The organism is Propionicimonas sp. (assembly GCF_049840635.1).
Taxonomy (GTDB): Bacteria; Actinomycetota; Actinomycetes; order Propionibacteriales; family Propionibacteriaceae; genus Propionicimonas.
This window is the reverse complement of the sequence record NZ_JASGKL010000005.1, coordinates 659,779-686,224: the sequence shown is the minus strand read 5'-3', so window position 1 is coordinate 686,224 and position 26,446 is coordinate 659,779. Positions and strand designations below refer to the sequence as shown.

The window sequence follows — 26,446 nt, the reverse complement described above, 5'->3', positions numbered from 1 at the left end:
CCTGAGGAGCGCTCGCGAGGGACGAGCGAGCGCGTCACGAAGGGGCGCCGTCTGTGGAAGGAGCGCCGCATGGGTGGCTCGCGTAGTTCATTGAAGGACGAGCTGCCGGTTTCCCCGGAGGCGTTGCCCGCGCCCACGACGGACGCGCACACCCACGCGCTGAGCGTCGTGGAGTACAGCGGGCTGTCCGTCGCGGACGCGCTCGCGATGGCCGCCGCGGTCAACGTGTCCCGGCTGGTCGAGGTGGGCACCGACGTCGCGTCCTCCGCCGCGGCCATCGAGGTCGCGCAGGAGCACCCCGAGGTGGTCGCCGCGGTCGCGATCCATCCCAACGACGCCGCCCGGCTCGGCGATCGTCTCGGCGCAGAACTGGAACGGCTCGAGGCGCTGGTCGGGTCCTCCGACCGCGTCCGCGGGGTGGGGGAGACCGGGCTCGACTACTTCCGCACCAAGGACGCCGCCGCCCGCGCGCTTCAGAAGGAGTCCTTCGCCGCCCACATCGCGTGGGCGAAGCAGCACGACCTCGCCCTGGTCATCCACGACAGGGACGCGCACGCCGACATCCTCGACGTCCTCGACGCGGAGGGGGCGCCCGACCGCGTGCAGCTGCACTGCTTCTCCGGGGACGCCGACTTCGCGCGGCAATGCCTCGACCGCGGCTACTGGCTGTCGTTCCCCGGCACGGTCACCTTCACGCCCAACGAGTCCCTGCGGGAGGCGCTGGATGTGACCCCGTCCGACCGACTCCTGGTCGAGACGGACGCGCCGTACCTCACCCCGATGCCCTTCCGCGGCCGGCCGAACTCCAGCTACCTGCTGCCGCACACCGTCCGGTTTATCGCCGAGCGCAGGCGCGAGGACCTCGCCGGGCTCTGTGCGCAGCTGGCGGCCAACGCGTCCGCCCTGTTCGGGGAGTGGGGGACGCGATGAGCGGCCTGCTCGATCCGCGGACGATTCGCGAGCTCGCCGCGGAGCTCGACCTGCGTCCGACCAAGCAGCGCGGCCAGAACTTCGTCCACGACGCGAACACCGTGCGCCGGATCGTCGCCGCGGCGGGGGTGCGTCCTGACGATGTCGTGCTGGAGATCGGCCCCGGGCTCGGCTCGCTGACGCTCGGGTTGCTGGAGGTGGCCGCCGACGTCGTGGCTGTGGAGATCGAGCACAGCCTGGCCGACCGCCTCCCGCGGACGGTCGCCGAGCGGATGCCGGAGCGCGCCGACCGGCTGCGGGTGATCGAGGCGGACGCGCTCGGCGTCGACACCCTGCCCGACCCGCAACCGACGCTGGTCGTCGCGAACCTGCCGTACAACGTCAGCGTGCCGGTGCTGCTGCACGTCCTCGCCCGGTTCCCGACGATCCGGGGCGGGCTGGTGATGGTCCAGTCGGAGGTGGCCGACCGGCTGGTCGCGACGCCCGGCTCCAAGACCTACGGCATCCCCTCGGTGAAGCTCGCGTGGTACTGCGCAGCGCGGCGGGTGGGCAGCGTCCCCCCGACCGTGTTCTGGCCGGTGCCGAACGTCGATTCCGGCCTCGTCGAGCTCGTCCGCAGGGAGCCGCCCGCGACCCGTGCGTCGCGCCAGGAGGTGTTCGCCGTGGTGGACGCGGCGTTCGCCCAGCGCCGCAAGATGCTGCGCTCCGCGCTGGCGGGGACGTTCGGGTCGTCGGCGCAGGCGTCCGCGGCGCTGGAGGCGGCGGGGGTCGATCCGCAGGCCCGCGGCGAGGTGCTGGGCGTGGCCGATTTCGTGAGGATCGCGGAAGCCCGCGAGCGGCAGGTGGGATAGCCTCGCGACCATGGCAACCCCGGTGACCGAGCCCGAAGCCGTCCGCGTACGGGTGGCGGGGAAGGTGAACCTCGCCCTGCGCAGCGGACACCGGCGCGCGGACGGGTACCACCCGCTGGCGACGGTGTTCCAGGCCGTGTCGGTGTTCGACGAGGTGGAGGCCACCTGGGCAGAGCCGGGCACCTTCACCGTCCGGATGCTGGGGGAGCAGGCCGCCCTCGTGCCCGAGGGGGACGACAACCTGGCGGTGAAGGCCGCACGGCTGCTGGCCACCACGTGGGGCGCGGGGCGTCCGCTGGGTGCAGAGCTCGTGGTCCGCAAGTCGATTCCGGTGTCGGGAGGGATGGCGGGAGGCTCGGCGGACGCCGCCGGGGCCCTGCTGGCCTGCGCGGTGCTGTGGGACATCGACATCTCCCCGGACGAGCTGCGGGTGCTGGGGGCACGGTTGGGCGCCGATGTCCCGTTCTGCCTGGCCGGGGGGACAGCGCTGGGGACGGGGCGAGGGGACGAACTCGCGCCGGTGCTCAGCCGCGGCAGCTACCACTGGGTGCTGGCCTTCAGCGCGGGGGAACTGTCCACACCGGCCGTGTTCGGCAAGTTCGACGAGCTGGGCCTCGGAACCGACCCGCTCGAGGTTCCCGCGGAGATGCTGAACGCCCTGGTCAGCGGGGACGCGCAGGCGCTGTCCCGCTGCCTGGTGAACGACCTCGAGCCGGCCGCGCTGGCGCTGCGTCCCGAGCTGGCCCGGATCGTGGAGGCGGGCACCGAGCACGGTGCATTGGGCTCGGTGATCTCCGGCTCCGGCCCGACGGTCGCGTTCCTCGCCGCCAACGAGTCGGCGGCGGTCGACCTGTCCGTCCGGCTGTCCAGCGAGGGCCTCTGCCGCGCAGTGAAGCGGGTCAGCGGCCCCGTCCCCGGAGCCCGCCTGGTCGTCTGAGGTGATCGGGGCGCCTTTGTCATCGTCGAGATCCCGGCCTTCGCCGGGATGACAGGGTGGGGTGGGGCGTGACCCGGGATCTCCACCCCAACCCGTGTCATCCCGGGCGTGACCCGGGATCTCCGTCCCAACCCCTGTCATCCCGGGCTTGACCCGGGATCTCCGCGTTCGTGCCGAAGGCAGGCGTCCGTGAGCCGCGGCTTCCACCGGGATGGCTGGCGGCCGATCAGGCGGGGTCGGTCCAGGCGGTCTCTGCGTCCGCCGTCGGGATGACGTCCGCGTCCTTGCCCGGCATGATCCGGGCGACGAGCAGCAGGCCGGCCAGCAGGACGGCGGGGACGAACATCGTGTGCTGGATGCCGATCGTGCCGACGAGCCAGCCGATGATGCCCGGCGCGACCAGGAACGTGGCGTAGCCGAAGGTCACCACGACGGCGAGGCCGCGTCCACCCGCGGTGTGCCCGGCGACCGCGTACACCTGCGGGGCGATCATGCCGATGCCCAGCCCGACCAGCGACCAGCCGACGAGCAGGATCGGCAGCCCGCTGCCGGTGGCCGCGACCAGGTAGCCCAGCGCCGAGCACGCGCCGCCGAAGACCGTCACGGCACGGCGGCCGAACCGGGTGACGAGGCCGTCGCCGAGCAGCCGGATGACGACCATGAACGCGACCACGCAGGTGTACCCGAGGGCGCCGGTGGTGGGGTCGACGCCGGTGAGCTGGGTGACGTGCAGGCCAGACCAGTCGTTGGCGGTGCCCTCGCCGAGGCCGAAGGCGATCGCCATCAGGCCGAGCAGGTAGGCCGAGCGAGGGATCGGCGTCTTCGCCCCGCTGGCGTCGGTGTGGGCGATCACGGCGGTCTCCGGGGTGATCCGCCAGGCGACGAGGAACGCCGCGATGCCGAGGACGGCAGCCGTGACGCAGGTCGCGATCACGGTGGGGTCGGCCTGGCCGAGGACGGCGCCGAGCAGGACGAGCAGGCCCGCACCGACCAGGTTGCCGACCGACCACATGCCGTGGAAGAAGCTCATGATCGGCCTGGGCCGGTTCTGCTCGACCTGGACGCCGATCGCGTTCATGGCCACGTCGATGCCGCCGTTGCCGATGCCGAGCAGGATGCCGGCGACGAACAGCATGGGCACGGACGGCGCGAGGCCGATGGCGAGGATGGCGATGATCAGCACCGGGATCATCGCGAGGCTCACCCTGCGCGCGCCGAAGCGGTCGGACAGGCGTCCGGACAGCTGCATGGACGCGATCCCGGCCAGGCCCATGCAGATGAAGAAGATCGACAGCTGCCACGGCTGCAGGCCGAAGCGGGCTGTCAGAGTGGGGATGGACGCGGCGTAGGAGCCGATCACGAGGCCGTTGTAGGCGAACAGCAGGACGACGGCGGCGGCGGCCTGACGGGAGGCGAGGGAGGTGCTCACCGTCCAACTCTAGCTGAGAGCGCTCTCGAAAACCTAGCAGCCTTCGGTTTTCGTACCAGCTGTTGCGCGGCAGGAGCGAGCAGGGTGCAGCCTCAGTCGGCGGTGCGGCGGCGTCCGTGCAGGGTGGGGGACGGGTCGAGGTTGCGCATCCCGTTCCAGGCCAGGTTCACCAGGTGCGCGGCGACGACCGGCTTGGGGAGCGCGAGGTCCTCGCGGGTGTCCATCCACCACTGGCCGGCGAGCGCGACGAGCCCGACGAGCATCTGAGCGTAGATCGGCGCGGTCCCCGGGTCGAAGCCGCGCTTGGTGAACTCGTCGCCGAGGAGGTCCTCCACGCGGGAGGCGATGTCGGAAAGGATCGTCGCGAACGACCCCTCCGGTGAGGTGGCGGAGGAGTCGCGGGACAGGATCCGGAAGCCGTTGGGGTGGTCGTCGATGTAGTCCAGCAGGGCCAGCGTGCCGAGCTCGATCAAAGCCCGCGGCGTGGCGCGGGGGGTGGTGATCGCGGTCCGGATCGCGTCGTGCAGCGTCCGCACCTCGCGGTCGACGACGACGGCGTAGAGGCCCTCCTTGCCACCGAAGTGCTCGTACACGACGGGCTTGCTCACTCCGGCGTGGGCGGCGATCTCCTCCACGGAGGTGCCCTCGAGGCCGCGCTCGGCGAACAGGGCCCTGGCCACGTCGATCAGCTGCTCGCGGCGCTCGGCCCTGGTCATCCGGACGCGGGCCCGTCGCGCGCGTGCGGCCGCCGGGGCTGTGGACATGGCCCAAGTCTGGCCCGAGCAGGCAAGGTTTGCTAATCCGTCCCGCGCCCGGCGCGCCGGTGGTCGGCGTCCCGTCCGGCCCGGGTGCGGCCCCCGCCGGACCCCCGTAGAGTTGCCCCCGACCGTCGAGGCACGGTCGTTCCCCGGTTGGTCTGCCGGCAAGGCCCGCCTGACTTTGAATCAGGATTAGCGACGCAGGTTCGACTCCTGCCCGGGGAGCTCAGGGCCACGGTCATCCCGAGGCTGATCAGGGATCAGCGTGTCGGTGCGGTCGGTCGTCGCGGAGATCCCGGCTTTCGCCGGGATGACAAGGTTCCACGGTCATCCCGGGCTTGACCCGGGGTCTCCGGAAGCGGTCTGACCGCACCGACACGGAGATCCGGGGACCTTGTGCTGGCCGCCGTCTGGTCGACCCGCGCCCGACAAGGTGGACCGAAAACCGTGAACTCGCCGCATCGGCGTCCACTTTGTGGTGGACCTGCTCCGTCCCCGCGTCAAGGTGGACGGAAAGTCGCGAACTCGCCGCACTTCCGTCCACTTTGTGGTGGACGCGGCCCGTCCGCCTCTTCTCGGATCGATGAGCTTTCCCGGCATCTGTGAGTGGGCGAACGGGACTGGATAGGGTGACAGGGGAGTTCCCCGGGACGCCTCGAACCACGCGCAGAGACGCATGTTCGACGCGATTCCGGGGTGCGGGACACCAACCAGGGCTGGAGGTACCGGTGGTCGATCAGGACGCACAGCGCAGCGTGGCCGCGGTCGTCATCATGGCGGCGGGCGCGGGAACCCGGATGAAATCGGCGGTCCCCAAGGTGCTGCACCGGATCGCCGGCAGGTCCATGGTCGGCCTGGCCATCGACACCGCGGACGCGCTCAGCCCCGAGCACCTCGTGGTCGTCGTCGGCCACCAGCGCGACCAGGTCACCGCGCACCTCGCCGAGATCGCGCCGCACGTCACCATCGCCGTCCAGGAGCAGCCCCTGGGCACCGGGGACGCCGTCCGCTCCGGCATGGCCGCGCTGCCCGGCATCACCGGCGAGGTCGTGGTCACCTCGGGGGACGTCCCGCTGCTCGCCCCTGAGACCCTGGTCGAGCTCGTCGCGGCCCACCGCGCGGACGGCAACGCCGTCACCGTCCTCACGTCCGTCGTCCCCGATCCCACCGGCTACGGACGCGTCGTCCGCGACGGCGACGAGGTCGCCCGGATCGTCGAGCAGCGTGACGCGTCCGATGCCGAACTCGCACTGACCGAGATCAACTCCGGCATCTACGTCTTCGACGCGGCCACCCTGGCCGAGGGCCTGGAGGCGCTCGAACCCAAGAACGCCCAGGGCGAGCTGTACCTCACCGACGTGGTCGCCCACGCGCGCGCCGCCGGCCGCCGGGTCGGCGCGCGACTGATCGTCGACCACCTCCAGACCGAGGGCGTGAACGACCGCGTCCAGCTCGCCGAGCGCGCGGCGGAGTTGAACCGGCGCATCCTGGTCCACTGGATGACCGAGGGCGTGACCGTCCTCGACCCCGCCACGACGTGGGTGCACGCCGGCGTCGACCTCGCCGAGGACGTCACCCTGCTGCCCAACACCTCACTCGAGGGGGCCACTTCCGTCGCCCGCGGAGCGACCATCGGGCCGGACACCACCCTGATCGACGTCGAAGTGGGCGAGAATGCCCGCGTGCTGCGCACCCAGGCAGAGCTGGCCGTGATCGGGCCCGACACCACCGTCGGTCCGTTCACCTACCTGCGCCCCGGCACCGACCTGTCGGCGAAGGCCCACGTGGGCGCGTTCGTCGAGATGAAGAAGGCCGTGATCGGCGAGGGTGCCAAGGTGCCCCACCTCACCTACTGCGGGGACGCGGTCGTCGGCGCCGGCTCCAACATCGGGGCGGGGACGATCTTCGCCAACTACGACGGCATCTCCAAGAGCACCTCGACGGTCGGCGAGCACTCCTTCGTCGGCAGCGACTCGGTGCTGGTGGCGCCCGTCCACATCGCCGACGGCGCCTACGTGGCCGCCGGCTCGACGATCACGGTCGACGTCGGACCCGGGGACCTCGCGGTCTCCCGGGGGCAGCAGCGCAACATCAAGGGCTGGGTGTCGCGCAAGCGTCCCGGCACCCGCACCGCGGAGGCCGCAGCGGCGGCCCTGCACGAGACCCAGGGGACGGGCGAGATGGGTTCTGGCGAGTGAGCGGCATCAAGCGCCCCACCGAGAAGCACCTGATGGTGTGCACGGGGCGGGCGTTCCCCGAGTTGGCCGAGGAGGTGGCGTCCCTGCTGGGGGTCGAGCTGATCCCCACCCGCGCGCTCACCTACGCCAACTCCGAGATCTACGTCCGCTTCGAGGAGTCGGTGCGCGGCTCGGACTGCTTCGTGATCCAGGCCCACCCGGCGCCGGTCAACGAGTGGCTGATGGAGCAGCTGATCATGGTGGACGCGCTGAAGCGGGCGTCCGCGCGGCGGATCACCGTGGTGTCGCCGTTCTACCCCTATGGCCGGCAGGACAAGAAGCACGCCGGACGCGAGCCGATCTCCGCGCGCCTGGTCGCCGACCTGTACAAGGCCGCAGGCGCCAACCGGGTGATGTCGGTCGACCTGCACGCCGCCCAGATCCAGGGCTTCTTCGACGGCCCGGTGGACCACCTGCTCGCCCTCCCGGTGCTGGCCGACTACGTGCAGGCGCACTACGACACGTCCAACATGACGATCGTTTCCCCGGACGCGGGCCGCGTCCGCCTGGCCGACATGTGGTCGGACCGACTGGGCACGCCGCTGGCGATCATCCACAAGCGCCGCGACCCGAACAAGGCGAACGAGGTGGCGGTCGGCGAGGTCGTCGGCGACGTGGACGGGCGGGTCTGCCTGCTGGTCGACGACATGATCGACACGGCGGGGACGATCTGCCAGGCAGCGACCGCGCTGAAGAACTTCGGGGCGAAGACCGTGCTCGCCGCCGCCACCCACCCGATCCTGTCCGGCCCGGCGCCGGAGCGGCTGAACTCCTCCGACTTCGAGGAGGTCATCGTCACCAACACGCTCCCGATCCCGGACGGCGTCAACGTGCCCAAGCTGACCGTCCTTTCGATGGCGCCGCTGATCGCCCAGGCCATCCAGGCCGTCTTCGAGGAGGGCTCGGTCGCGTCCCTCTTCAACGGCCAGCACTGACGCCGCCAGCACTGACGCCGGCCTGAGCGTCCGCCCCTGGACGCCGCCGCCCCGGGCGGCTGACGGCCCCGTCCCCCCCGCCCACGCACAAACGCTCCCGAAACTCGCAGAAGCTCCCGAAATTTCGGGAGCGTTTGCGCGTTTCGGGAGCGTCTGTGGTCGCGGGGACGGGACGACGCCGCCGCGTCGGGCGCCGATTCGATCCCGCGCCCGCGCGGGCGCTAAGCTGTGGGGGTTGCCTCGGCGAGGGGCCTGTGGCCCGTGATCGACAAGGTTGGCGCTGGTCGCCGCCGGTCTCCCTCGTCTGGCCAAGGATTTCTGTACGAGGTTGAGGAGTGACGTAGGAAGTGTCCGAGAACAAGATCGCAGCGGTATCCCGCACTGAATTCGGCAAGGGCGCAGCGCGCCGCACCCGTCGGGCCGGGCTGGTGCCCGCCGTCCTGTACGGCCACGGGACCGATCCCGTCCATCTCTCGCTGCCGGGGCACGAGCTGCTGCTCGCCCTGCGCGTGGCGAACGCCGTGCTCGAGCTCAGCGTCGACGGTGGCAAGGACCAGCTGGCGCTGGCCAAGCAGGTGCAGCGCAACCCGGTCAAGGGCAACATCGAGCACCTTGACCTGGTCATCGTGCGCAAGGGTGAGAAGGTCACCGTCGAGGTGCCGCTGGTCGTCGTGGGCGACCACGCGTCCGACGGCGTGATCGTGATGGACCAGCAGACCATCGCCCTCCTCGTCGAGGCCACCCACATCCCGGCCGACATCGAGATCGACGTCACGGGCCTCGAGGTCGGTTCGACCGTCACCGCCGCCGACCTGAAGCTGCCCTCCGGTGCGGTCTTCCCCGGCGAGCCGGGCGACCTGATCCTCTCGGTGTCCGCGGCTCCGTCCCAGGCCGCCCTGGACGCCGAGCTGGCCGGTGAGGCCGGCGAGGCCGCCGCCGAGGAGTCGGAAGAGGCCGGGGAGGCCTGATCCCCTCGATGTCCACGTGGTTGTTGGTCGGGCTCGGTAATCCGGGCCCGACCTACGCGTCTCACCGGCACAACGTCGGCTACATGGTGGTCGACGAACTCGCCCGCCGCGCCGGCGTCCGGTTCACCGGTGCGGGTCAGCTGCGCGCGGAGACGGCCCAGACCCGGCTCACCGCGAGCGGCATCGGTGGTCTCGGTGCGGACGCCGAGCAGCTCGTGCTGCTGAAGTCGCGCACCTACATGAACGAGTCCGGCATCGCCGTCGGGAAGGCGCTGGGCTACTACAAGGTCCCTCCCGAGCACCTCGTGGTCGTCCACGACGAGCTCGACCTCGACTTCGGCCGGCTCAGGCTGAAGTTCGGCGGCGGCGACAACGGCCACAACGGGCTGAAGTCGATCCGCCGCAGCATCGGCACCGGCGATTTCTTCCGCGCCCGGTTCGGGGTGGGACGTCCTCCCGGCCGCCAGGACCCCGCCGACTACGTGCTGAGCCCGTTCCCGTCCTCCCTCGCCGCCGACCTCGCCGTCGAGGTCGACCGTTGCGCGGACGCGGTGGAGGCCCTCCTGACGATCGGCCTCGACGCCGCGCAGGGCCGTTTCAACTCCTGAGACGATCCCTCGGCACGCTGCCGGGGTTGATCAGGGCGAACGAATTCGTTGAGGAATTGATCCGGATCAATTCGCTGAGCGTGACCGTGCCGCCGACCGGTCCGCCGGCCGCCCCGTAGTCCCGATCCGGGGTCGAGATCCGGCGGCCGTTCTTGCCGAATCCCGAGAATCGGCCCTCGTGGGGCGCTAGTCTTTCGCGACGGTCACCGCTCGGGGGAGTTCACGGTGACCCGGTGCTCAACGGTGTGTGCTGAATTTGGGTTTCGGGGGATCCGGTTGTCTGTGCAGGGGCGTGGTCAGCGACGACGGAGCGGACGCTCGGTCGTGCGCAGGGTGACGTGCATCCTGGCGAGCTTCGCCGCGGCGGCCGGATTCGTGCTCTACGGCGTCCCTGCGACGAACGCGGACGCCTACGAGGTCAGCACCAACACCTGGGCAGGCAATACCACCAGCCGGTCGTCGACCCTCCCCTCCGGCCTCGTCGCGACCGTGGCGTCCACCGGATCCACCACCCTCGACACCGCCACCCTCGGCAGCCGCGGCTGGGTCGCGTCCCAGTACACGCCCAGCACGCTCGTCACCGGCGACCAGACCGCCGCGGTGAGCGTCGACACGGCGGGCTGCGCCGTGTCCGGGGCCTGCGCGAGCCGGGGGACGCTGACGATCTCGTTCAGCCAGCCCGTGCGCAACCCCACGATCCACATCGCCGGTCTCGGTGCCTCCAACTCGAACGGCAGCCTGCAGTCCGACATCCACGCCATCCTCGACCTGACCACCACGGGCGCCACCCTGTCCAAGGCCAGTGGCAGCTCGTCCTTCGCCGTCACGGGCGGCACCAGGATCACCACCACCGTGGGCAGCGTGTCCAACGTCTGCGACTCCACGTCCTTCACCGCCACCGGCTACGAGGACGCCGCGGACGTCGCCGGCTGCGGCAGCGTGCTGGTCACGGGGACCGTGAGTTCGCTGCAGTTCAGCATGAGCGCACTGTTCACGGTGAACGCCGGTGCCACCGGCGGCTACAACGGCGGCACCAGCACCGACGCGTTCAACCTCACCGTCACCGTGCCGCAGGACTTCGGGGACGCCCCGGCCACCTTCGACCCCACCCAGGCCGCCGCGCACGTGATGAGCGACCTCACCCTCGGCTCGGGCGTCACCCAGGACAACGCGAACGTCCGCAACGGCACCACGAGCCCCAACGCCGGTGCAGGGGCGAGCGGCGACACCGATGACGCGTTCACGTCGCTGCCGAACATCCTCGCCGGCGTCTCGAACACCTACACCCTCAGCGTTCCCGTCTCCGGGGTGAGCAAGGCCGCCTACGTCTGCGGCTACATCGACTTCGACAAGAGCGGCACCTTCTACAACAACACGAATGAACGCGCGTGCGCGACGCTCGCGTCCGGGGCCACCTCGGCGAGCCTGTCCTGGACGGTCCCTGCCACCACGACCACGGGCACCACCTACGCGCGGTTCCGGCTCGGCTACACCCAGTCGCAGGTGCAGGCAGCGGCAGGGCTCGCCGACTCCGGCGAGGTCGAGGACTACCAGGTCACCCTGGCCGGACGACCCACGATCACCCTCCGCAAGACCACCCTCGGCGCCGCCGGCGGACCGTTCGGCTTCACGCTCACCAACACCACCCAGACCACCGGCACGGTGACCACCACCGCGGCGGGCACCGCCGTCCAGGTGGACGGCGACACGACCACCACCGGCACCCAGGTGTTCACGATCTCCACGGTCAACACCGCAGCGACGATCGACGAGACGACGATCCCGAGCGGGTGGGCGCTGTCCAGCGCGACCTGCACCAACGCGGCCGGGACGACCGTCGGCACCCTCAGCGGCAGCAAGTACACGATCCCCGCCGCCGCGACCACCCCCGGCGCGGCGTTCACCTGCGACTACGTGAACGGCCGGCCTGCGATCACCCTGGCCAAGACGGCCGGCGCGATCACCGACAACGACGGGAACGGCCCGGACGTGGGCGACACCGTCGCGTACTCGTTCCTCGTCACCAACTCCGGCCAGACCCCGCTGGGCTCCGTCGCCGTCACCGATGCCAAGGTCGGCACGGTCAGCTGCCCCGCCACGACGCTGGCGATCGGTGCGACCACGACCTGCACGGCGTCCTACACGCTCACCCAGGCGGACGTGGACGCCGGCAGCGTAGCGAACACCGCCAGCGTCTCCGGCACGCCGCCCACCGGGTCGGCGGTGACCGCCTCCAGCACCGCGACGAAGACGATCACCCAGAACCCGGCCATCAGCCTGGTCAAGTCGGCCGGCGCGATCGTCGACAACGACGGCAAGGGGCCGGACGCGGGCGACACCGTCGCCTACAGCTTCGCGGTCACGAACTCCGGCAACGTGACGCTCACCTCGGTGGCGGTCAGCGACCCGACGGTGGGCACGGTGACCTGCCCGAGCACGACGCTGGCGCCGGCGGCCACCACCACCTGCACGGCCACCTACACGCTCACGCAGGCCGACGTGAACGCGGGCAGCGTGGTGAACAGCGCCAGCGTGTCCGGCACCCCACCGAAGGGAGCGGCGGTCACCGCGACCTCCTCGAAGACGGTCACGATCGCCCGCACCGCCACCCTCACCCTGACCAAGACCGCCGGCACCCCGACCGGGAACACCGCGGGGTCGACGATCGCCTACACGTTCGTGGTGAAGAACACCGGCAACACCACGCTGACGGCGGTCGCGGTCACCGACGCGAAGGTCGCCTCGGTCAGCTGCGCGGCGACGACGCTGCTGCCCGGTGCGTCCACCACCTGCACCGGTACCCACACCGTCACCCAGGCCGAGGTGGACGCGGGCACCGTCGCGAACACGGCCACCGCGACCGGCACTCCGCCGTCGGGGGTGAGCACCCCGACCGCCACGGCGTCCGCCACCAGCACGCTCAGCCGGACCGTGGCGATCACCTTCGACAAGCAGTCCTCCGGCGTGACCGACCTCGACGGCAACGGCCCGGACGCCGGTGACCGGCTCGGCTACACGTTCCTGATCACGAACACCGGCAACGTGACGGTGAACCCGGTGAGCGTCGCCGACAGCAAGGTGGCGACGGTGACCTGCCCCGTCACCTCACTCGCCCCGGGGGCGTCGACAACCTGCACGGGCAGCCTGATCCTCACCCAGGCGGACTTCGACGCCGGGCACGTGTACAACAGCGCGACGGCGTCCGGCGTCGGCCCGTCGGGCACCTGGACGGCGACCGCCACCGACAGCGTCGACACCACGCTCGCGGTCGGGCCGGCGATCACGCTGAAGAAGACGGCGGGGACGCCGACGGGCGGCCAGGCCGGCGCCACGATCACCTACACCTTCGTGGTCACCAACAGCGGCAACGTCACGCTGAACAACATCTGGTTGCAGGACAACAAGGTGTTCTCGGTCTCGTGCCCGCAGACCACCCTCGCGCCCGGCGGGACGATGACCTGCACGGCCGTCTACACGATCACCCAGGCCGACGAGGACGCCGGGTCGGTGGTCAACTCGGCCACGGTCAGCGGCTACGCGTCCGGGACCGGCCAGCTCACCCAGGCCACCGCCGGCACGACCACCGTGCTCACGGCGACCCCGTCCATCAGCGTCGACAAGCAGGCCGGCACGCCGAGCGGCAACACGGTCGGTTCGACGATCGCCTACACGTTCCTCGTGGTGAACACCGGCAACGTGACGCTCAGCGCGGTGAAGGTCACCGACGCGAAGGTGGGGACGGTGACCTGCCCGGCGACCTCGCTCGCCCCGGCGGGCAGCACCACGTGCACGGCGACCTACACGATCACCCAGACCGACATCGACGCCGGGCACGTGGCCAACACCGCCACCGCGTCCGGCACCCCGCCGACCGGCGCGGCGGTCGCCGCGTCCGACTCCACCGACACGACCATCACCCGCACGGCGGCGATCAGCCTCGACAAGCAGGCCGGGACGCCGAGCGGGAGCGCCGCCGGCTCCACCATCGCCTACGCGTTCGTCGTGGTGAACACCGGGAACACCACCCTGACCTCGGTGGCCGTCACCGACGCGAAGGTGGGCACGGTCACCTGCCCGACGACCACGCTCGCGCCCGGGGCCACGATCACCTGCGTGGCGACGTACGCGATCACCCAGGCGGACCTCAACGCCGGGGTGGTCAACAACACGGCGTCCGCCACGGGTACGCCGCCGTCCGGGCTGACGAAACCCACCTCGTCCGACAGCACGAGCACGACGCTCACCCGCACGCCGGCGATCAGCCTGGCCAAGACCGCCGGCACGCCGAGCGGGAACACCGCGGGGTCGACGATCGCCTACACGTTCGTCGTGCGGAACACCGGCAACGTCACGCTCACCGCGGTGAACGTGGCGGACGCCAAGGTCGGCACGGTCACCTGCCCGGCGACCACGCTGGCCCCGGGCGCCACCACGACCTGTACCGCGACCTACACGATCACCCAGGCGGACGTGGACGCCGGCACGGTCGCCAACACCGCGACGGCCACCGGCACCCCGCCGACCGGCCTGACGGCGCCGACCGCCACCTCGAGCGCCACAGCGGCGATCACGGCCGCGCCGAAGCTGATGCTGGTGAAGACGGCGGGCACTCCGACCGGCCAGGTCGCGGGCGCAACCATCCCGTACTCGTTCCTCGTCACGAACACTGGCAACGTCACGCTGCACGGGGTTGCGATCACGGACGCGCTGGTCGCCTCGGTGTCGTGCCCAGCGACGACGCTCGCGCCGGGGGCGTCCACGACCTGCACGGGCAGCCACACGATCACCCAGGCCGAGGTGAACGCGGGGACGGTCACCAACAACGCGACCGCCTCCGGCACCCCGCCGACCGGCGCAGCGGTCACGGCCACCGGCACGACCACGACCACGCTCACCCGCACGGCGACGATCGCGGTGGACAAGCAGGCCGGCGTCCCCAGCGGCAACACGGCCGGGTCGACGATCGCCTACGCGTTCGTCGTCACCAACACCGGCAACGTGACCCTGACCTCCGTCGGGGTGACCGATGCGAAGGTCGGCACCGTCACCTGTCCGGCGACCACCCTCGCGCCGGGGGCGTCCACGACGTGCACGGCCACGTACACGGTCACGCAGGCCGACGTGAACGCCGGGCACGTGGCCAACACCGCGACGGCCACCGGCACACCGCCGACGGGGCTGACGAAGCCGACGGCGAGCGACGCCACCGACACCACGGTCGCCCAGCTGCCCTCCCTCAGCCTGGACAAGCAGGCCGGCACCCCGTCCGGCACCAGCGCCGGCTCGACCATCGCCTACACGTTCATCGTCACCAACACCGGCAACGTCACCCTGACCCAGGTGGGCGTCAGCGACTCGAAGGTGGGCACGCTGTCGTGCCCGACCACGACGCTGGCCCCGAACGCCTCCACCACCTGCACGGCGACCTATGCGCTCACCCAGGCGGACGTGGACGCCGGCCACGTGGCGAACACGGCGACGGCGTCCGGCACGCCACCGGCGGGGAACGCCGTGACCGCGGGCGACAGCACCGACACCACTGTCGGCGCCGCACCGTCGCTCACCCTGCTCAAGAAGGCGGGGACGCCGACCGGCACGACGGCCGGTTCGACGATCTCCTACACGTTCCTCGTGACCAACACCGGCAATGTGACCCTGCACGCCGTGGGTGTGAGCGACGCGAAGGTGGGCGCGGTCTCCTGCCCGGCCACGACGCTGGCTCCGGGGAGCTCCACCACCTGCACGGCGACCTACACCCTGACCCAGGCCGATGTGGACGCCGGGCAGGTCGTGAACACGGCGACCGCGTCCGGGACGCCGCCCACGGGCGCGCCGGTGACCGGCCAGGGTTCCGTCACGGTGCCGATCGCGGCGGCGCCGAAGGTCGTGGTGGACAAGCAGGCGGCGACTCCGTCCGGCAACACGGCCGGTTCGACGATCGCGTACTCATTCGTGGTCACCAACACCGGCAATGTGACCCTGCACGCCGTGGGTGTGAGCGACGCGAAGGTGGGGGCGGTGTCGTGCCCGGTGACGACGCTGGCGCCGGGGGCGTCGACGACGTGCACGGCGACCTACACGCTGACCCAGGCCGATGTGGACGCCGGGCACGTGGCGAACACGGCGACGGTGTCGGGGACGCCGCCGACGGGCGCGGCGGTGACGGGGACGGACTCGACGGACACTGCGATCACGGCGGGTCCGGCGATCACGCTGGACAAGCAGGCCGGCACACCGTCCGGTCACACCGTCGGCTCCACGATCGCGTACACCTTCCTGGTGACGAACGCGGGCAATGTGACGCTGACCTCGGTGGGGGTGACCGATGCGAAGGTGGGCACGGTCTCGTGCCCGGCGACGACGCTGGCGCCGGGGACGTCCACCACCTGCACGGCGACGTACACGTTGACCCAGGCCGATGTGGACGCCGGCAGCGTGCTCAACACGGCGACCGCCTCGGGCAGGCCACCGACCGGTGCGGCGGTGACCGGCACCGACTCGACGAACACCTCGATCACGGCGGGTCCGGCGCTCACGGTCGACAAGCAGCCCGGGACGCCCTCGGGCAACACCGCGGGTGCCACGATCGCCTACACGTTCCTGGTCGCCAACACCGGCAACGTGACCCTGCACGCCGTCGGTGTGAGCGACGCGAAGGTGGGCGCGGTGTCGTGTCCGGCCACGACGCTGGCTCCGGGGGCCTCGACGACCTGCACCGCGAGCTACACGCTCACCCAGGCCGACGTGGACGCCGGGCAGGTCGTGAACACGGCGACCGCGTCGGGGACGCCACCGACGGGCGCGGCCGTGACCGCGACCGACACGGCCACCTCGTCGATCGTGGCGGCGCCGAAGGTCGTGGTGGACAAGCAGGCCGGGACGCCGTCCGGCAACACGGCCGGTTCGACGATCGCGTACTCGTTCGTGGTGCAGAACACGGGCAACGTGACGCTGCACGCCGTGGGTGTGAGCGACGCGAAGGTGGGGACGGTGTCGTGCCCGGCGACGATGCTGGCGCCGGGGGCGTCGACGACATGCACGGCGACCTACACGATCACGCAGGCCGATGTGGACGCCGGGCATGTGGCGAACACGGCGACGGTGTCGGGGACGCCGCCGACCGGTGCGGCGGTGACGGGGAGCGACTCCACCGACACCACGATCACCGGCAGCCCCCGCCTCATGCTCGACAAGCAGGCCGGGACACCGTCCGGCAACACGGTCGGTTCGACGATCGCGTACACGTTCCTGGTCTCCAACACGGGCAACGTGTCCCTCACCTCGGTCGGCGTGAGCGACCCGAAGGTGGGCACCGTCTCCTGCCCGGCGACGACGCTCGCCCCGGGAGCGTCCACCACCTGCACGGCGACCTACACCCTGACCCAGGCCGACGTGGACGCGGGGCAGGTCGTGAACTCCGCGACCGCGTCCGGCACTCCGCCGTCGACGGCCCCCGTCACGGCGTCGGACTCGACGACCACGCCGATCGCGGCCGCGCCGCAGGTTGCCCTGGACAAGCAGGCCGGCACCCCGTCGGGGACCGCCGCCGGTTCCACGATCGCCTACACCTTCGTCGTGACCAACACCGGCAACGTCACCCTGCACTCCATCGCGGTCACCGATGCCAAGGTGGGAGCGGTCACCTGCCCGGCCACGACCCTGGCTCCGAACGCGTCGATGACCTGCTCCGCGAGCTACACCCTCACCCAGGCCGACGTGGACGCCGGGCACGTGGCCAACACGGCCACGGTCTCGGCAGCGGCGCCGACAGGGGTGGCGGTGACCGGGACCGACTCGACGGACACCCCGATCACGGCGGGTCCCGCGATCACCCTGGACAAGCAGGCCGGTACCCCGTCCGGCACCTCAGCCGGCTCGACGGTCGCCTACACGTTCGTGGTCACGAACGCCGGCAACGTCACGCTCACCGCAGTCGGCGTCACGGACGCGAAGGTCGGCACGGTCTCCTGCCCGGTGACGACGCTGGCGCCGAACGCCTCGACCACCTGCTCGGCGACGTACACGCTGACCCAGGCCGACGTGGACGCGGGCCAGGTCGTGAACACCGCGACCGTCTCGGGGACGCCGCCGACGGGAGCGGCGGTCACGGGGCAGGACTCGGTCACCGTCCCGATCACCGCGGCGCCCGCGGTCTCGGTGGACAAGCAGGCGGGAACGCCGTCGGGCAGCACGGTCGGCTCGACGATCGCGTACTCGTTCGTGGTGCAGAACACGGGCAACGTGACGCTGCACGCCGTGGCGGTCAGCGACGCGAAGGTGGGGACGGTGTCGTGCCCGGTGACGACGCTGGCGCCGGGGGCGTCCACGACCTGCACGGCGACCTACACCCTCACCCAGGCCGATGTGGACGCGGGGCACGTGGCGAACACCGCGACGGCGTCCGGGACGCCGCCGACGGGAGTGGCGGTGACGGGGACCGACTCGACCGACACGGCGATCGCGGCCGGCCCGGCGATCACGCTCGAGAAGCAGGCCGGCGCGCCGTCGGGCAACACGGCCGGCTCGACGATCGGCTACACGTTCCTCGTCACCAACGCCGGCAACGTCACCCTGACCTCGATCGGTGTCTCCGACGCGAAGGTGGGGGCGGTGTCGTGCCCGGTGACGACGCTGTCGCCGGGGGCGTCGACGACGTGCACGGCGACCTACACGCTGACCCAGGCCGATGTGGACGCCGGGCACGTGGCGAACACGGCGACCGCGTCCGGGACCGCGCCCCGGGGGAGCGTGGTGACCGCGACCGACTCGCTCACCACTCCGGTCGTCGCCGCGCCGGTGGTCACGGTGGACAAGCAGGCCGGCGTCCCCACCGGCGACGCGGCAGGGGCGACGATCACCTACACCTTCCTCGTGCAGAACACGGGCAACGTCACGCTGCACGCGGTGGCGGTCAGCGACCCGAAGGTCGGTACCGTGACCTGCCCCGCGGCCTCACTGGCGCCGGGGGCGTCGACGACGTGCACGGCGACCTACACGCTGACCCAGGCCGATGTGGACGCCGGGCATGTGGCGAACACGGCGACGGTGTCGGGGACGCCGCCGACGGGTGCGGCGGTGACGGGGACGGATTCGACGGACACCGCGATCATGGCGGGTCCGGCGATCACGCTGGACAAGCAGGCCGGCGCGCCGACCGCGAACACGGCCGGGGCGACGATCGCCTACACCTTCGTCGTGACCAACACGGGCAACGTCACGCTCACCGGTGTCGGGGTGACCGACGCGAAGGTGGGGACGCCCAGCTGCCCGGCGACGAGCCTGGCGCCGCACACCTCGATGACGTGCACGGCCACCTACGCGCTCACCCAGGCCGACGTGGACGCCGGCGTCGTGAACAACACCGCCACAGCCAGCGGCACGCCGCCGACCGGCGCCGCGACCACCGCGACCGACTCGACGAGCACGCCCGTGACGTCCCGGCCCGTGATCACCGTCGACAAGCAGGCGGGCACGTCGTCCGGCACGACCGCCGGCTCCACCATCGCCTACACCTTCGTGGTCGAGAACACCGGCAACGTGACCCTGACCACCGTCGGGATCACGGACGCGAAGGTGGGGACCGTGAGCTGCCCAGCCACGACTCTGGCCCCGGGGGCGTCCACCACCTGCGCGGCGACCTACACCCTGACCCAGGCCGACGTGGACGCCGGCCACGTCGCCAACACCGCGACAGCGACGGGCGCCCCGCCGGCGGGCGACCCGGTCACCGCCACCGACTCCACCGACACCGCGATCGCGGCCGGGCCCGCGCTCACGCTCGACAAGCAGGCGGGCACCCCGTCGGGGGCAACGGTGGGCTCGACGATCGCCTACACCTTCCTGGTCACCAACACCGGCAACGTGACCCTGACCTCGGTGGGGGTGAGCGACGCGAAGGTGGGCACCGTGACCTGCCCCGCCACCACGCTGGCGCCGGGGGCATCGACGACGTGCACGGCCACCTACACGCTCACCCAGTCCGACGTGGACGCCGGCCAGGTCGTGAACACGGCCACCGCGTCCGGCACCCCGCCGACGGGCGACCCGGCCACCGCCGTCGACGCGGTGACCGTGCCGATCACGGCCGCGCCGTCGATCACGATCGACAAGCAGGCAGGCACCCCGTCCTCCGCCGCGGCGGGTGCGACCATCGCCTACACGTTCCTGGTGCAGAACACCGGCAACGTCACCCTGACGTCGGTGGGCGTCAGCGACCCGAAGGTGGGCGCGGCGTCCTGCCCGCTGACCACCCTGGCGCCGGGCGCGTCGATGACGTGCACGGCCACCTACACCCTCACCCAGGCCGACGTGGACGCCGGCGTGGTCGACAACACGGCCGCGGCGTCCGGCACCCAGCCCACCGGTGACCCGGTCACGGGCCGGGACTCCACGAGCACCCCGATCACCGCGGCGCCGTCCCTCCAGCTGGAGAAGCAGGCCGGTGTCCCGTCCGGGACGACGGCCGGCTCGACCATCCACTACACGTTCGTGGTGGAGAACACCGGCAACGTCACCCTCACCCTCCTGGAGGTCACGGACGCGCTCGTCGGCACCGTCTGCCCCGTGACGACGCTCGCCCCCGGGGTCACCACCACGTGCTCGGCGACCTACACGATCACCCAGGCCGACGTCGATGCCGGGCACGTCGTGAACGCCGCGACCGCGTCCGCGCAGCCGCCCTCCGGCGATCGCGTGACGGCGTCCGACGGCACGGACACCGCCATCGTCGCCGGACCCGGCATCGCGATCGACAAGCAGGCCGGCACCCCGACGGGTACGACAGCCGGCTCGACGATCGCCTACACCTTCGTCGTGACCAACCAGGGCAACGTGACCCTGCACGGCATCGTGGTGAACGATCCCACGGTCGGGACGGTGTCGTGCCCGGCCACCGTGCTCACGCCGGGGGCGGACATGACCTGCACGGCGACCTACGCCCTGACGCAGGCCGACGTGGACGAGGGGGAGGTGGACAACCTGGCGACCGTGTCCGGCACGCCGCCCACCGGCGCCGCGGTGACCGCCACCGACTCCACGCTGACCACGATCACGTCCCGCCCGGTGATCACCCTCGACAAGCAGGCCGGCACGCCGACGGGCACCCAGGCGGGTTCCACGATCGCCTACGCGTTCGTCGTGACGAACACCGGCAACGTCACCCTGCGCTCGGTGGGCATCACCGACCCGAAGGTCGGCGCCGCCTCGTGCCCGACGACGACGCTCGTCCCCGGGGCCTCCACCACCTGCACGGCGACCTACACGCTCACCCAGGCCGACGTGGACGCCGGACACGTCGCGAACAGCGCCTCGGTCGCCGGGACCCCGCCCTCGGGCGCCCCGGTGACGGCCGCCGACTCCACCGACACCCCGCTCGCCGCCTCGCCCTCGCTCACCCTGGACAAGCAGGCGTCCGCTCCCACCGGGAGGGCAGCGGGAGCGACGATCCAGTACTCCTTCGTCCTGCAGAACACCGGCAACGTGACGCTGTCGGCCGTGGACGTGACCGACGCGAAGGTGGGGGCGGTGTCCTGCCCTGTGACGACGCTGGCGCCGGGGGCGTCGACGACCTGCACGGCCACCTACACCCTCACGCAGTCCGACGTGGACGCGGGCGCGGTGACCAACTCCGCGACCGCGTCCGGGACCCCGCCGACCGGGAGCCCGGTGACGGCGACCGACTCGGTCACCTCGTCGATCGCGGCCTCGCCGGCGCTGACCCTCGACAAGCGGGCCGCGGCCCCGTCCGGGCACACCGCCGGGTCGACGATCGCCTACACGTTCGAGGTGGCGAACACCGGCAACGTGACCCTCACCACGGTGGGCGTGGCGGACGCGAAGGTCGGCACGGTGACCTGCCCGGCCACCACGCTGGCTCCGGGGGTGTCGACGACCTGCACGGCCACCTACACGATCACCCAGGCCGACGTGGACGCCGGGCACGTGCCGAACTCCGCGGTCGCGTCCGGCACGCCGCCGACGGGTGCGGCCGTGACGGGATCCGACGCCACGGACACCCCGATCACCGCGACGCCGTCCCTCACGTTCGAGAAGCAGGCAGGGACCCCGTCCGGCGCCACCGCCGGATCGACCATCGCGTACACGTTCGAGGTCACCAACACCGGCAACGTCACGCTGTCGGCGGTGGCCGTGACGGACGCGAAGGTGGGCGCGGTGACCTGCCCGGCCACCACGCTGGAACCGGGGGAGTCCACGACCTGTTCCGCCAGCTACGCGCTCACGCAGGCCGACGTGGACGCGGGACACGTCGACAACACCGCCTCGGTCGTGGCGACGCCGCCGTCCGGCTCGGCGGTGACGGGCTCGGACTCGACCACGACGCCGATCGCGTCGGCGCCGCAGCTGACGCTCGACAAGCAGGCCGCGACGCCGACCGGCACCGCCGCCGGCTCGACGATCGCCTACACCTTCGTCCTCCAGAACACCGGCAACGTCACCCTGGCCACGGTCGGCGTGACGGACGCGAAGGTCGGCGCCGTCAGCTGCCCCGTGACGACCCTCGCACCGGACGCGTCGACGACGTGCACCGCGACCTACGTGCTGACCCAGGCCGACGTGGACGCCGGGCACGTGGCGAACACCGCCACCGCCTCCGGCACCCCGCCGACCGGCGCCCCGGCGACCGCCCAGGACTCCACCGACACCCCGATCACGGCGGCCCCCGTCCTGACGCTCGACAAGCAGGCCGGGACGCCGACCGGCAGCACGGTTGGTTCGACGATCGCCTACTCGTTCGTGGTGGCCAACAACGGCAACGTGACCCTGTCCGCCCTGGGCGTCACCGACGCGAAGGTGGGCGCGGTCTCCTGCCCGGTGACGACGTTGGCGCCGGGGACTTCCACGACCTGTTCGGCGACCTACACGCTCACCCAGGCCGACGTGGACGCCGGGGTCGTCGACAACACGGCGACCGCGTCGGCCACGCCGCCGACGGGCGCGGCGCTGACCGCGTCCGACTCGACCTCGACACCGATCACGGCCTCCCCGTCCCTGACGCTGGACAAGCAGGCCGGGACGCCGTCCGGCACCGGCGCGGGCTCGACGATCGCCTACTCGTTCCTGGTCACGAACACCGGCAACGTGACGCTGTCCGCCGTGGGCGTCGCGGACGCGAAGGTGGGCACGGTCTCCTGCCCGGTGACGACGCTGGCCCCGGGGGCGTCCACCACCTGCACGGCCACCTACGCGCTCACCCAGGCCGACGTCGACGCGGGCCACGTGGAGAACACCGCCACCGCCACAGCCACCCCGCCGACGGGCGCGGCCGTGACCGGAACCGACAGCACCGACACCCCGATCGCCGCCACGCCGTCGATCACCCTCGACAAGCAGGCCGGCACCCCGACCGGCCAGGTCGCCGGCGCGACGATCGCCTACACGTTCGTGGTCGCCAACACGGGCAACGTGACCCTGTCGAACCTCGCGGTCACGGACCCGACCGTGGGCACGGTGACCTGCCCGGCCACGACCCTGGCGCCGGGGCAGTCGACGACCTGCGCGGCCACCTACGTCCTCACCCAGGCGGACGTGGACGCCGGCCAGGTCGTGAACACGGCCGCCGTCAGCGCTGCGACCCCGTCCGGCGGGACCGTCGGCGCGCAGGACGCGACCACCACCCCGATCACGGCGGCCCCGTCGTTGACCCTGGACAAGCAGGCGGGGACGCCGTCCGGGAACACCGCCGGTTCGACCATCGCGTACTCGTTCGTGGTGCAGAACACCGGCAACACCACCCTGGCCACCCTGTCGATCTCCGATCCGAAGGTGGGCACGGTGACGTGCTCGGCCACGACCCTGGCTCCGGGCCAGTCGACCACCTGCACGGCGACCTACGTGCTGACCCAGGCGGACGTCGACGCGGGCACCGTCCACAACGCGGCGTCCGCCACCGCCGCGCCACCGACGGGGGCGGCGGTCACGGCGACCGACGCCACCGACACCGCCATCACGGCGGCGCCGTCGTTGACCCTGGACAAGCAGGCCGGGACGCCGTCGGGGAACACCGCCGGGTCGACGATCGCCTACACCTTCGTCGTGGCCAACACGGGCAACGTGACCCTGGCTCCGATCGGAGTCACCGACCCCAAGGTGGGCGCGGTGGACTGCTCGGCCACCTCGCTGGCGCCCGGCGCGTCGACGACCTGTTCGGCGACCTACACCGTGACGCAGGCCGACGTCGACGCCGGCACCGTCGACAACACGGCGACGGCGTCCGGCACCCCGCCGACCGGTGACCCGGTCACCGCGGGTGACTCGACCAGCAGCACGATCGCTGCGGATCCGTCGCTCGTGCTGGACAAGCAGGCCGGGACGCCGTCGGGGAACACCGCGGGGGCGACGATCGCCTACACCTTCCTGGTCCAGAACACCGGCAACGTGACCCTGTCGACGGTCGGCATCGACGACCCGCTGCTGGGTCCCGTGTCGTGCCCGACCGCGACGCTGGCCCCCGGCGCCTCGACGACGTGCGCCGCGACCTACACGCTCACCCAGGCCGACATCGACGCCGGGCACGTGGCCAACAGCGCCACCGCCTCCGGGACGCCGCCGCGCGGCGCCGCGGTGACCGGCGTCGACGCCACCGACACCCCGCTGACCGCCGCTCCCGTGCTCACGCTGGACAAGCAGGCCGGAACGCCCTCGGGTGCCACGGCGGGTTCGACGATCGTCTACACGTTCCTGGTGGCGAACGCCGGCAACGTGACGCTGTCCGCGGTCGGGGTCGCCGATGCGAAGGTCGGGACGGTGGCCTGCCCGGCCGCCACGCTCGCCCCCGGAGCGTCGATGTCCTGCACGGCCACCTACACGCTCACCCAGACCGATGTGGACGCCCGTGCCGTGGTCAACACCGCGACCGCCTCGGCGGTCTCACCCGGGGGAGCGCCGCTCAGCGCGACCGACTCCACATCCACGACGATCACCGCTGCGGCGGCGCTCACGCTGGACAAGGCCGCCGGCACGCCGACCAGCCAGGTGGCCGGGGGAACGATCACCTACACCTTCCTGGTCACCAACACCGGCAACGTGACGCTCTCCTCGGTCGGCGTGGTGGACGCGAAGACCGGCCCGGTGACGTGCCCGCAGACCACCCTCGCGCCCGGTGCCGCCACCACCTGCACGGCGACGTACACGCTCACCCAGGCCGACGTGGACGCCGGACACGTGGCGAACACCGCGACCGCGTCCGGGACCTCGGCGGGGGGTGCGGCCCCGGCTGCCACCGACTCGACCGACACCCTGCTCACCCCGGCCCCTGCGCTCAGCCTGGACAAGCAGGCGGGCACGCCGTCCGGCAACAGCGCCGGCTCGACGATCCCGTACTCGTTCCTGGTCACCAACACCGGCACCGTGACCCTCTCCCCGGTCGGCGTCTCCGATCCGAAGGTGGGCGCGGTGTCGTGCCCGGCCACGTCGCTCGCGCCGGGGGCGTCCACCACCTGCACGGCGAGCTACACGCTCACGCAGGCCGACGTGGACGCCGGCGTCGTGGTGAACACGGCGACCGCCCACGGCAACCCGCCGGGCGGCGACCCGGGCTCGCCTGCCGACGACGCGACGGCGTCCAGCACGGCGACGACCCCGGTCGTGGCCGCCCCCGGGATCGACCTGGTCAAGACGGGCGTCGCGCGAGGCAGCCAGCCGGGCTCCCAGGTCGACTACAGCCTGCTGGTGACGAACACGGGCAACGTCACGCTGACCTCCGTCGTCGTCTCCGACCCGACGGTGGGCCCCGTGGACTGCCCTGTGACGGTGCTCGCCCCCGGCGCGTCGATGACCTGCTCGGCGAGCGACACGCTCACCCAGTCGGACGTGGACGCCGGCCGCGCCCACAACGAGGCGTCCGTGACCGGCACGCCCCCCGTGGGAAGCGCGGTCAGCGACACCGCAGCAGTCGACGTGCCGGTGACCCCCGGAGCGTTCATCAGGCTCGTCAAGCGGGCCGGCACGCCGTCCGGCGACACCGCGGGTTCGACCATCGACTACACCTTCGACGTGACCAACACCGGCAACGTGACGCTCAGCGACATCGAGGTGACCGACCCGAAGGTGGGCGCTGTCAGCTGTCCCGCCACGACCCTGGCAGCCGGGGCGTCCATGACCTGCACCGCGACCTACACCCTCACCACGTCAGACGTGGACGCGGGCACGGTGACCAACGTGGCGCGGGTGACCGGCCTTTCCCCGACCCGTGACCCCGCCGACGACGCCGACGAGGTCACGACGCCGCTGGCCCAGGTCCCGTCGGTGGCACTGGTGAAGAGCGCCGATGTCGCCTCGGACGTCCGGGCCGGTGACCTGATCAGCTACACCTTCCAGGTCACGAACACGGGCAACGTGACGCTGACCGGGCTGGCGGTCAGCGACCCGATGCTCGGAGCCATCACCTGCCCGTCGACCACGCTCGCCCCTGGCGCGGCGATGACCTGCACCGGCCCCGCCTACACGGTGACGAAGGCGGACGTCCGCCGCGGCCGGATCACCAACGAGGCGTCCGTCACCGGCTCGCTGTGCCCCGTCGACATGGGCCTGGTCGGGGTGCTGGCGGCGGACCCCTGCCGGGTGGTGGCCGCGAGCGCGTTCGCCGTGGTCACGACGGTGGCGAGCGACCAGGACGGTGACAACGACGGCGACGGGAACCTCGCCTACACCGGCTTCGGCGGCGGGCAGGGACTGCTCTACGGCGGCGGTATCCTCGCTGCGGGCGTGCTGCTGGTACTTGTCGGGCGGCGTCGCAAGGCATGAACAACGGACACTCAGGCCCACCAGTCGGTAGA

General features: G+C 71.9%; 10 protein-coding genes and 1 tRNA gene. 9 read left to right on the top strand and 2 right to left on the bottom strand.

Going from position 1 to position 26,446, the window contains the following annotated elements; genetic code table 11:
• Positions 1–69: 69 nt before the first annotated feature.
• The 3 genes from QM779_RS09165 to QM779_RS09155 are packed head-to-tail and all read left to right on the top strand — an operon-like array spanning position 70 to position 2,718.
• Complete coding sequence (locus tag QM779_RS09165) at positions 70–930, top strand: TatD family hydrolase (RefSeq protein ID WP_428534421.1); 861 nt, start codon at positions 70–72, stop codon at positions 928–930.
• Positions 927–1,781: a 16S rRNA (adenine(1518)-N(6)/adenine(1519)-N(6))-dimethyltransferase RsmA gene (rsmA, locus tag QM779_RS09160; RefSeq protein ID WP_428534419.1), complete on the top strand. Its 855-nt coding sequence runs from the start codon at positions 927–929 to the stop codon at positions 1,779–1,781. Before QM779_RS09165 ends, rsmA begins: the two co-directional genes overlap by 4 nt.
• 10 nt (positions 1,782–1,791) lie before the next feature.
• Positions 1,792–2,718: a 4-(cytidine 5'-diphospho)-2-C-methyl-D-erythritol kinase gene (locus QM779_RS09155; protein WP_428534417.1), complete on the top strand. Its 927-nt coding sequence runs from the start codon at positions 1,792–1,794 to the stop codon at positions 2,716–2,718.
• Positions 2,719–2,944: 226 nt separating this feature from the next.
• On the opposite strand, the gene QM779_RS09150 is transcribed toward QM779_RS09155, so the two are convergent.
• Both QM779_RS09150 and QM779_RS09145 read right to left on the bottom strand, forming a co-directional pair.
• Entirely contained in the window at positions 2,945–4,147 is a 1,203-nt protein-coding gene (locus QM779_RS09150) for an MFS transporter (RefSeq protein WP_428534415.1), read from the bottom strand.
• A gap of 92 nt (positions 4,148–4,239) precedes the next feature.
• A complete protein-coding gene (locus tag QM779_RS09145) occupies positions 4,240–4,911 on the bottom strand; it encodes a TetR/AcrR family transcriptional regulator (protein ID WP_428534413.1) in 672 nt (223 codons plus the stop codon).
• Between the two features lie 140 nt (positions 4,912–5,051).
• On the opposite strand from QM779_RS09145, the gene QM779_RS09140 reads away from it, so the two are divergent.
• From QM779_RS09140 to QM779_RS09115, 6 genes are all read left to right on the top strand, one after another.
• Positions 5,052–5,130: transfer RNA gene (locus QM779_RS09140), tRNA-Gln, on the top strand.
• Positions 5,131–5,633: 503 nt separating this feature from the next.
• Complete coding sequence (gene glmU / locus QM779_RS09135; RefSeq protein WP_428534411.1) at positions 5,634–7,103, top strand: bifunctional UDP-N-acetylglucosamine diphosphorylase/glucosamine-1-phosphate N-acetyltransferase GlmU; 1,470 nt, start codon at positions 5,634–5,636, stop codon at positions 7,101–7,103.
• On the top strand, positions 7,100–8,077 hold the full coding sequence (locus QM779_RS09130) for a ribose-phosphate diphosphokinase (protein WP_428534409.1): 978 nt from the start codon (positions 7,100–7,102) through the stop codon (positions 8,075–8,077). Before glmU ends, QM779_RS09130 begins: the two co-directional genes overlap by 4 nt.
• Positions 8,078–8,424: 347 nt before the next feature.
• Positions 8,425–9,045 (top strand): 50S ribosomal protein L25/general stress protein Ctc, encoded by a 621-nt coding sequence (locus QM779_RS09125; RefSeq protein ID WP_428534407.1) that lies wholly within the window; start codon positions 8,425–8,427, stop codon positions 9,043–9,045.
• Positions 9,046–9,053: 8 nt separating this feature from the next.
• A complete protein-coding gene (gene pth / locus QM779_RS09120; RefSeq protein ID WP_428534405.1) occupies positions 9,054–9,653 on the top strand; it encodes an aminoacyl-tRNA hydrolase in 600 nt (199 codons plus the stop codon).
• Between the two features lie 324 nt (positions 9,654–9,977).
• A complete protein-coding gene (locus QM779_RS09115) occupies positions 9,978–26,414 on the top strand; it encodes a DUF7507 domain-containing protein (RefSeq protein WP_428534403.1) in 16,437 nt (5,478 codons plus the stop codon).
• The last annotated feature ends 32 nt before the right edge of the window (positions 26,415–26,446 follow it).

Excerpts from the sequence above, each read along its gene's own strand:
- QM779_RS09165 (WP_428534421.1), top strand. The coding sequence starts at position 70 with ATGGGTGGCTCGCGTAGTTCATTGAAGGACGAGCTGCCGGTTTCCCCG.
- rsmA (WP_428534419.1), top strand. The coding sequence starts at position 927 with ATGAGCGGCCTGCTCGATCCGCGGACGATTCGCGAGCTCGCCGCGGAG.
- QM779_RS09155 (WP_428534417.1), top strand. The coding sequence starts at position 1,792 with ATGGCAACCCCGGTGACCGAGCCCGAAGCCGTCCGCGTACGGGTGGCG.
- QM779_RS09145 (WP_428534413.1), bottom strand. The coding sequence starts at position 4,911 with ATGTCCACAGCCCCGGCGGCCGCACGCGCGCGACGGGCCCGCGTCCGG.
- pth (WP_428534405.1), top strand. The coding sequence starts at position 9,054 with ATGTCCACGTGGTTGTTGGTCGGGCTCGGTAATCCGGGCCCGACCTAC.